Origin of the sequence: Schaalia sp. (genome assembly GCF_050312375.1) — a bacterium.
Lineage (GTDB): Bacteria > Actinomycetota > Actinomycetes > Actinomycetales > Actinomycetaceae > Pauljensenia > Pauljensenia hyovaginalis.
Genome location: NZ_JBNOYB010000090.1, coordinates 1 through 8454 on the forward strand (window position 1 = coordinate 1; position 8454 = coordinate 8454).

Here is an 8454-nt window from a genome sequence, read left to right on the forward strand (position 1 = left end):
GTCGATCCGGCGGGCCCGCGGGCGGAGTTTCGAACTCAGAGGTCCTCGACGAGGAGGACGACGAGGGAGCGCGGACCGTGCACGCCGTCGACGCGGACGAGCTCGATGTCCGAAGTGGCCGAGCCCCCGGCGATCCAGGTCGTCGGTCGCGTGGGGTTCTCGCCGATGATGCTGACGGCCTGCGGCACTGTCGCCTGAACGGTCGAGGCGTTGACGACGCACAGATGCAGGTCGGGCAGGAGGGTGATGATCCTCCGGCCCTGATCGGGCTCGCCGTCGAGGATGATGGTCCCCGACAGTGAGACGGCGGTGCGTGAAGCCGTCACGACTGCGTGCGTCGCGTCGAGCTCGTCCTTGCTCAGCGGGTGCTCGACGGAATCGACGCGCAGGAGGCACTCCCCCTTCCCAGCGGCCTCTTTCCAGGCCGCGTCGAGCCCGGCGGGCACGACGACCGATTCGGCGCCGCGCGCGTCGAGGACCGATGAGATCGTCTCGGGGATCGCATCCGTCGTGATGCGATGGACCTCGACGTTGTAGTCCTCGAGCTTCTCGACGAACTCGGCGAGCACCGGGGCGGACCCCGGGGAGTCGTCTCCCTCGAGACGGTAGTCGCGCGGCACCTCGGTCGAGGGGGCGGCGGACTGGGAGGCGTTGCGGGCAGCCCTCAGGGTTGCCAGGATCTCATCCCTCGAGCTCACAGCTGGGCTCCTTTATCGTCGATCAGCGGCGTCGTCGCGGTCCCCGACGGCGTTTCGGAAGAACCCGCGCAGGTCCCATGGCATCCGCAGGCCGGGGCGGGCCCCGATTCGGCGTGCTCGGCCATCCACTGGCGGAAGGTCTGGGCGGGCGGAGCGGGGACGTCCCGGGAGTTCGACCATGCGGTGCCGGGCCACGGCAGGTTGACGATGCGCCGATCCGAGCCCGCGAGGGCGCGGCCCACGGGCATGAGGCGCCCGGCGGCCTTCATGAGGGGCCCGGAGGCCATGGGGATCTTCGCCGCGTTCATCGCGACATCCCACACGCTCGGCAGGCCGCCGCGCTGAGCCTCGACGGCGCGGTGGCGGAGCTCGACGAGGACCTCGGGGATGTTGATGCGCATGGGGCAGGCGTCGAAGCAGGCGCCGCACAGCGAGGAGGCGAAGGGGAGGGAGGCGCCCGGGTCGGAGTGCGAGAAGGAGCCGCGCAGCTGCGGGGTGAGGATCGCGCCGATCGGGCCGGGGTAGACGCTCTGGTAGGCGTGGCCGCCGACGTGCTCGTACACGGGGCAGACGTTCATGCATGAACCGCAGCGGATGCAGTGCAGGGCCTGACGGCCGACCGGGTCGGCGAGGACCTTCGAGCGCCCGTTGTCGAGGAGGATGAGGTGGAACTCCTGCGGGCCGTCGCCCGGGGTGACGCCGGTCCACATGGAGGTGTAGGGGTTCATGCGCTCGCCGGTCGCCGAACGGGGGAGGAGCTGCGCGATGACTTCGGCGTCGCGGTAGTTCGGGACGATCTTCTCAATGCCGACGATCGAGATCAGGGTTTCGGGCAGGGTGAGGCACATGCGGCCGTTGCCCTCGGACTCGAAGACGGTGAGGGTGCCCGTCTCGGCGATCATCATGTTCGATCCGGAGATGGCGACCTTCGCCGAGAGGAACTTCTTGCGCAGGTGAGCGCGCGCCGCTCCCGCGAGTTCGACCGGCTTGTCGCCGAGGTCCTCGGGGGCATCGCCCATGCGGGCCTTGAAGATGGCGCGCACTTCGGAGCGGTTGCGGTGGATCGCCGGGACGACGATGTGGCTCGGCATGTCATCGGCGAGCTGGACGATCATCTCGGCGAGGTCGGTCTCCCAGGCGGCGATGCCGCGCTCGGCGAAGTACTCGTTGAGCCCGATCTCCTGGGTCACCATCGACTTCACCTTGACGACCTCGTCCACGCCCTTGGAGGCTGCGATCGCGTAGGCGATCGCATTGGCCTCCGCGGCGTCCTTCGCCCAGTGGACGACGCCTCCGCGTGCGGTGACGTTGCGCTCGAGTTCTTCGAGGAGCTCGGGGAGCCTGGACATCGCGCGGTTCTTGATGGCCGATCCGGCGAGGCGGAGCTGCTCCCAGTCGGGCATCTCGGCGACGCGCAGGGCCCGCTTGTTGCGGATGGTCGTCGTCGCGTGGGTGAGGTTGCGGCGCATCTGCGTGTTGCGCAGCGTCTGGGCGGCGGCCTTCGGGAAGGGCTTGCCCCACTTGAGGGGCTCTTCGGGCGCGGGGGCCGAGGGCGACCAGCCTGTCGGTGCGCTTACGGCGGGGTGTTCGCGGGTCATTTCAGGCTCCCAGTTTCGTCGTGGTCTCGGGGGCTTCCCAGGGCTGCTCTCGCGTGCCGGCGAGGATCTCTGCGAGGTGCATGAGGCGGACGCCCGCGCGCTGGCGCGAAAGGCCGCCGCCGATGTGCATGAGGCACGAGTAGTCGCCTGCGGTGAGGATCTCGGCCTTGGTCGCCTTCACGTTGGCGATCTTGTCGGCGAGCATCGCGGTGGAGGTCTGGTGGTTCTTCATCGAGAAGGTGCCGCCGAATCCGCAGCAGGATTCCGCTTCGGGGAGGTCGACGAGGTCGATGCCCTCGACCGCCTTGAGGAGGCGGTAGGGGCGGTCGCCGACCCGGGCGATGCGCATGGAGTGGCAGGTCGGGTGGTAGGTAACCCGGTGCGGGAAGAAGGCGCCCACGTCCTCGAGGCCGAGGATGTCGACGAGGAGTTCGGAGAGGTCGTAGGTCTTCTCGGCGATCTGGGCGGCGCGCTTGGCCATTCCCGGCATGCCTTCGGTGCGCGAGACCATTTCCGCCTGGTGGCGCAGCGAGCCCGTGCAGGAGCCCGAGGGGACGACGATCGCGTCCCATTCCCCGTCGAGGACCGGTTCGAAGGTCCGCACGTGGTTCTTGATGAGGGGTACGGCCTCGGGGAAGTAGCCGGTGTTGATGTGCATTTGGCCGCAGCAGCCCTGAGATTCGGGGAAGACGACTTCGTGCCCGAGTCTTTCGAGGAGATGAACGGTCGCCTGCGGGGCCTGCGGGAACATGAGGTCTCCGATGCAGGTGGCGAAGAGTGCGAGTCGCATGGGCGTCCTTGTCGTTGCGTCTGTCGAACAGTGCCGACTGTACGTCACGACCGGCGGAGTGCGCCCTTCGACTTGGAGGTCGGCACGGCTCTTGGCGCGTTCGCGGGGGAAAGGGGGCCTGTCCCGTCCGCCCGAAGCGCCGTGCGCCCCGGTGCGGGACGGCGAATAGCGTGAGCCCGCACTTAGGAAATTGGTCCCGGGGTGCGAGGCCTAGCCCGCGTCGGCGGTGGCGCCGTCGAGATCGCGCATCATGCGGGTGTTGCCGAGTGTGTTCGGCTTGAAGGAGGCGAGGTCGAGGAACTCCTTGATGCCGTCGTCGTGGCTGCGGATCATCTCGTAGAAGACGTCTTCGCCGACGGGCGTGCCCTCGATCTCGTAGAAGCCGTGGCGGGCGAAGAAGTCGACTTCGAAGGTCAGGCAGAAGACGCGTTTGAGGTCGAGGTCCTGGGCGCGCGCGATGAGGGTGCGCAGGATCGCCGAGCCGACACCTGAGTGGAGGTGGTCGGGCGACACAGCGAGGGTGCGGATCTCCGCGATGTCGTCCCACATGACGTGCAGGGCGCCGCAGCCGATGATCTCGCCGTCCTCGTCGTTGACGGCGACCACGAATTCTTGGACGTCTTCGAAGTAGGCGATGAGCTCCTTGACGACGAGGATCCGGCGCATCGCATAGGGCTCGACGAGCGCGGCGATCGCGCGGACATCGGTGGGGCGCGCCTGGCGGATGACGTGCGTCATCGGAGGCCGCCCCGGGTCTGGTTCGAGCGCGTGCGGACGAGGTCGAGGAGTTCGCGCGCCGCGCCGTCGTCGAGGACGAGGTCCGTGACGACGCGGGCGCGCAGCGCGCCGAGGAGCGGGAGGGCCTTGGAGGCGCCCGCGACGACGCAGAGGCGTCGGGGGATGCGGCGCAGGGTCTCGGGCGTCGGGCCCGACGCCCGGGAATTGAGTTCCATGTCGGTGGAGCCGTCCTCGCGCAGGAGCACGGTGCAGACGTCGCCGACGACTCCGTCGCGCTGGGCGGCGGCGATCTCCTCGGTGTCGAGGAATCCGCCCGAGTAGACGTGGGAGGGCAGGCGCGCCGAGAGGGAGCCGACGCCGAAGAGGGCGATGTCGCAGTTGTCGATCGTCTTGAGGACCGCGCGGACGGAGCGCTCGCGCCACAGGGCGCTCTTCGTCTCGGCGTAGTCGAAGAAGGTCGGCACGGGGAAGTGGACCATCGAGCCGCCGATCGCGCGGGCCGCGCGGGAGATGATGGCGTCGGCGTAGGGCATGCCGGATTCGGTGGCGGTGGCCGCGCCGTTGAGCTGGACCACGGTTGAGCCCGGGAAGCTGACCTTGGGGAGGCAGCGCGTGATCTCCGAGGTCGTGTTGCCCCAGGCGATGCCGAGGGTGGTGCCGGGCTTCATCATGTCGATGAGGCGTTCAGCGGCGACGAGGGCGACGTTGTGCAGCCGGTTCACCTCGGTGTGGACGTCGTGGACGGGGACGACGGAGGTCTGGACGCCGAAGAGCTCGGAGATCTGTCCGGCGAGGGTGCCCTTGTTCCCCGGGGCGGCGCTGACGGAAATGCGGACGAGCCCGGTTTCGCGCGCGTAGGAGAGGAGGCGTGAAACGGAGGAGCGCGAGACGCCCAGGTGGCGGGCGATCGTCTCCATCGTCTGCCCCTGGAGGTAGTACATCGAGGCCGCTTCGTGGGCCTGTTCGTCGCGAATGGTCACGGGCCTAGTGTGCCATGCACAGGCGTGCAGGGACATTTCCTGGAATGTGCACGCGCTTGGGGGGCGGTGTGAGGCGTCACGTATGAGCGGCGTCACGATTTGCAGATGCACAAACGTCCAATGGTTCCGGATCGATGTGCAGGCGCTGGCATACTGAGGCCGTCCAAGTGAATAGGGCAACGTTCCGCCGAGTCCACAGGCGGCGCCGCCCACCGGTTCAACCTCCGACGAATCGCCAGGCTTTTCCCAGCTCGTGGGCGATTCGAAGAGTTACGATCAGCGGCGGTGGCGAAGTGCGTTGACCTTTTCGCCATCGGCACATACGGGCGGGAGACCGCCCGGAGATCCGGCGCAACGATGCGTCGGAGAAAGATAGGGAAAAATGCTCGCAACACTTCTTCCTGCAGTTGCTGAAGTCGGCTCCGGCAAGATCTTCATGTCGGAGTTCCTCGGCACCGCGATCCTCCTCCTCCTCGGTGGCGGCGTTGTCGCGACGAACCTCCTGCCGAAGTCCAAGGGCAAGGGCGGCGGCTGGCTCATGATCAACTTCGGCTGGGGTTTCGCAGTCCTCGCCGGCGTCTACGTCGCCTACACGACCGGCGGCCACCTCAACCCCGCCGTGACCATCGCCAAGGTCGTCGCCTACATGTTCGACCCGGCCGTCACCCTCAACGGCCCGGCCATCGGCGAGGGCGGCATCGCCGTGACCGCCGCGAACGTCGCGATCTACATCGTCGCCCAGTTCCTCGGCGCCTTCGTCGGCGCCGTCCTGTGCTGGCTCACCTTCAAGCAGCACTTCGATGAGGACTGCGATCCGGCCCTCAAGCTCGGCGTCTTCTCAACCGGTCCGGAGATCCGCTCCTACGGATGGAACACCCTCACTGAGGCCATCGGCACCTTCGTCCTCATCCTCTGGGTCTTCGTCTCCGGATACACGACCACCGCGATCGGCCCGCTCGGCGTCGCCCTCATCATCGTCGTCATCGGCACCTCGCTCGGCGGCCCGACCGGATACGCGATCAACCCGGCCCGTGACCTCGGCCCGCGCATCGCCCACGCGGTCCTCCCGATCAAGGGCAAGGGCGGCTCCGACTGGGGCTACTCCTGGGTCCCGGTCGTCGGCCCGATCCTCGGCGCCGTCGTCGCGGTCCTCGTCGCCTACGGCTCCGGCCTCGTCACCGCCGCCTGATCCTCGCAGCAGACCCGTACTCCGAACGCGGGGTCCCGGGCGGACTCGCCTGGGACCCCGCGTCCTGCTGAAACACAAAGAAGTGACCAGAAGGGAACATGAGAATGTCCGTTGAGAAGTTCGTCCTGGCGATCGACCAGGGCACCACGTCCTCGCGCGCGATCATCTTCAACCACTCCGGCGAGATCGTCTCGGTCGGCCAGAAGGAGTTCACCCAGATCTTCCCGAACCCGGGCTGGGTCGAGCACGATCCCGTCGAGATCTGGGAGTCCGTGCGCGCGGTCGTCGCCGAGGCCCTCCAGAAGGCGGAGATCAACGGCGAGCAGCTCGCCGCCGTCGGCATCACCAACCAGCGCGAGACCACGATCGTCTGGGACAAGAACACTGGTGAGCCCGTCTACAACGCCCTCGTCTGGCAGGACACCCGCACCGCGCCGATCGTCCGCGAGATCGCCGCAGGCGACCCGCTCGGCACCGAGCGTTACCGCCAGATCACCGGCGAGAACATCTCGACCTACCCCTCCGCCCCCCGCATCACCTGGATCCTCGACAACGTCGAGGGCGCGCGCGAGAAGGCCGAGGCCGGCGACCTGCTCTTCGGAACCCCGGACACCTGGGTCCTGTGGAACCTCACCGGCGGCGTCAACGGCGGCGTCCACGCCACCGACGTCACCAACGCCTCCCGCACGCTCCTCATGGACGTCCGCACGCTCGAGTGGCGCGAGGACATCTGCGCCGACTTCCGCATCCCGATGTCGATGCTCCCCGAGATCAAGTCCTCGGCCGCCGTCTACGGCGTCGGCCGCCCGAACGGCCTGCTCGCGGGCGTTCCGATCTCCGGCATCCTCGGCGACCAGCAGGCCGCGACCTTCGGTCAGGCCTGCTTCGAGAAGGGCACCGCGAAGAACACCTACGGCACCGGCTGCTTCATGCTCATGAACACCGGCGAGGAGCCGATCTTCTCGAACAACGGCCTCCTCACCACCCTGCTCTACAAGCTCGGCGATGAGAAGCCCGTGTACGCCCTCGAGGGCTCGATCGCCGTCGCCGGCTCGCTCGTCCAGTGGGTCCGCGACAACCTCGGCATGATCGAGAAGTCCTCGGACATCCAGGCCCTCGCCGAGACGGTCGAGGACAACGGCGGCGTCTACTTCGTCCCGGCGTTCTCCGGCCTCTTCGCCCCGTACTGGAAGGACGACGCCCGCGGCGCGATCGTCGGCCTCACCCGTTACGTGACCAAGGCCCACATCGCCCGCGCCGTCGAGGAATCGACCGCCTTCCAGTCCGCCGAGGTCCTCGACGCGATGAACGCCGACGCCGGCGTTCCGCTCAAGGAGCTCAAGGTCGATGGCGGCATGACCCGCGACGACCTCGTCATGCAGTTCCAGGCCGACCTGTGCGGCGTGGACGTCATCCGCCCGGTCGTCGCCGAGACCACCGCCCTCGGCGCCGCCTACGCGGCCGGCATCGCCGTCGGATTCTGGAACGGCACCGAGGACGTCATCGCCAACTGGCAGGAGGACAAGCGCTGGACGCCGTCGATGGACGCCGCCGAGCGCGACCGCACCTACCGCCTCTGGAAGAAGGCCGTGACCCGGACCTACGACTGGGTCGACGAGGACGTCAAGTGACGCTCTGATTCGCGCCCGTGCGGGGGCGGGGCCGGTTCTTCGGAATCGCCCCGCCCCCGCCGCTTCCCGCCTGCGGATCCCCGCGAAGCGCGCACCGGGGCAGTGCGGAGCGCAGGCGCCCGACGGCGGGCCGCGCGGAAAAGCGCGGGCCGCTCTAGGCTGGTGCCATGGTGACACCTATGAGCGAAAAGACTTATCTGATCATCGACGGCGAGAACATCGACGCGACCCTGGGGATGTCGGTCCTCGACCGGCGCCCCCTGCCCGAAGAACGACCCCGCTGGGACCGCGTCCTCGAAGCGGCGGCGCACCAGTGGGACGAACCCGCCAAGGGCCTCTTCTTCCTCAACGGATCCTCCGGCATCCTGCCGATGGGCTTCATCCAGGCCCTCAACGCGATGGACTACTCGGTGATCCCGCTGTCGGGCCCGGAGGACATGAAGGTCGTCGACGTCGGCCTCCAGCGCACGATGGACGCGATCGCCGAGCTCGAATCCGGCGCGGTGATCCTCGCGAGCCACGACGCCGACTTCGCCCCGCAGGTGGAGAACCTCCTCGACATGGGGCGGCGAGTCGCCGTCATGTGCTTCCGCGAGTTCCTCGCCTCCTCCCTCCACGACCTTCAGGACAAGGGCCTGGAGATCATCGACCTCGAATACGACGTCCACGCCTTCCAAGTGACGCTGCCGAGGCTGAGGATCATCGACGTCGACGACTTCAACCCCTTCGACTTCCTCTGACCGCTTCGCGCGCGCCGCAGCGCTTCGGACCCATCCGCGCTCCCATCGGCGCCGGGCCCGTCCGGCCCGGATCGCTCGCGCTGAAGACAA

8 protein-coding genes are annotated in these 8454 nt (G+C 68.2%); 3 read left to right on the top strand and 5 right to left on the bottom strand.

What is annotated here, in order from left to right:
* Nucleotides 1-35: 35 nt before the first annotated feature.
* The 5 genes from ACQY7V_RS07060 to ACQY7V_RS07080 form a co-directional block, all read right to left on the bottom strand.
* Entirely contained in the window at nucleotides 36-698 is a 663-nt protein-coding gene (locus ACQY7V_RS07060) for a LutC/YkgG family protein (RefSeq protein WP_277298998.1), read from the bottom strand.
* Nucleotides 695-2296, bottom strand: coding sequence for a LutB/LldF family L-lactate oxidation iron-sulfur protein (locus ACQY7V_RS07065; RefSeq protein ID WP_277298999.1), 1602 nt, complete (start codon nucleotides 2294-2296; stop codon nucleotides 695-697). The genes ACQY7V_RS07060 and ACQY7V_RS07065 overlap by 4 nt, the downstream gene beginning before the upstream one ends.
* A gap of 1 nt (nucleotide 2297) precedes the next feature.
* Nucleotides 2298-3086 carry a (Fe-S)-binding protein gene (locus ACQY7V_RS07070; RefSeq protein ID WP_184453881.1) on the bottom strand — a complete coding sequence of 263 codons (789 nt, stop codon included), beginning with the start codon at nucleotides 3084-3086 and terminating at the stop codon, nucleotides 2298-2300.
* 210 nt (nucleotides 3087-3296) lie between these two features.
* Nucleotides 3297-3824, bottom strand: coding sequence for an amino-acid N-acetyltransferase (locus tag ACQY7V_RS07075; RefSeq protein WP_184453879.1), 528 nt, complete (start codon nucleotides 3822-3824; stop codon nucleotides 3297-3299).
* Complete coding sequence (locus ACQY7V_RS07080; RefSeq protein WP_428639528.1) at nucleotides 3821-4765, bottom strand: sugar-binding transcriptional regulator; 945 nt, start codon at nucleotides 4763-4765, stop codon at nucleotides 3821-3823. Before ACQY7V_RS07080 ends, ACQY7V_RS07075 begins: the two co-directional genes overlap by 4 nt.
* Nucleotides 4766-5186: 421 nt before the next feature.
* Between ACQY7V_RS07080 and ACQY7V_RS07085 the strand changes: the two genes are divergently transcribed.
* From ACQY7V_RS07085 to ACQY7V_RS07095, 3 genes are all read left to right on the top strand, one after another.
* Entirely contained in the window at nucleotides 5187-5993 is an 807-nt protein-coding gene (locus ACQY7V_RS07085) for an MIP/aquaporin family protein (RefSeq protein ID WP_154476122.1), read from the top strand.
* A gap of 104 nt (nucleotides 5994-6097) precedes the next feature.
* Nucleotides 6098-7624, top strand: a complete 1527-nt coding sequence (gene glpK, locus ACQY7V_RS07090; RefSeq protein ID WP_154476961.1) for a glycerol kinase GlpK — start codon at nucleotides 6098-6100, stop codon at nucleotides 7622-7624.
* Between the two features lie 179 nt (nucleotides 7625-7803).
* Nucleotides 7804-8364 (top strand): NYN domain-containing protein, encoded by a 561-nt coding sequence (locus ACQY7V_RS07095; protein ID WP_407822833.1) that lies wholly within the window; start codon nucleotides 7804-7806, stop codon nucleotides 8362-8364.
* The last annotated feature ends 90 nt before the right edge of the window (nucleotides 8365-8454 follow it).

What these genes read in the sequence shown, in the direction of transcription:
- ACQY7V_RS07080 (WP_428639528.1), bottom strand. Translation starts at nt 4,765, where the DNA reads ATGTACTACCTCCAGGGGCAGACGATGGAGACGATCGCCCGCCACCTG.
- ACQY7V_RS07075 (WP_184453879.1), bottom strand. Translation starts at nt 3,824, where the DNA reads ATGACGCACGTCATCCGCCAGGCGCGCCCCACCGATGTCCGCGCGATC.
- ACQY7V_RS07095 (WP_407822833.1), top strand. Translation starts at nt 7,804, where the DNA reads ATGAGCGAAAAGACTTATCTGATCATCGACGGCGAGAACATCGACGCG.
- glpK (WP_154476961.1), top strand. Translation starts at nt 6,098, where the DNA reads ATGTCCGTTGAGAAGTTCGTCCTGGCGATCGACCAGGGCACCACGTCC.
- ACQY7V_RS07085 (WP_154476122.1), top strand. Translation starts at nt 5,187, where the DNA reads ATGCTCGCAACACTTCTTCCTGCAGTTGCTGAAGTCGGCTCCGGCAAG.
- ACQY7V_RS07065 (WP_277298999.1), bottom strand. Translation starts at nt 2,296, where the DNA reads ATGACCCGCGAACACCCCGCCGTAAGCGCACCGACAGGCTGGTCGCCC.
- ACQY7V_RS07070 (WP_184453881.1), bottom strand. Translation starts at nt 3,086, where the DNA reads ATGCGACTCGCACTCTTCGCCACCTGCATCGGAGACCTCATGTTCCCG.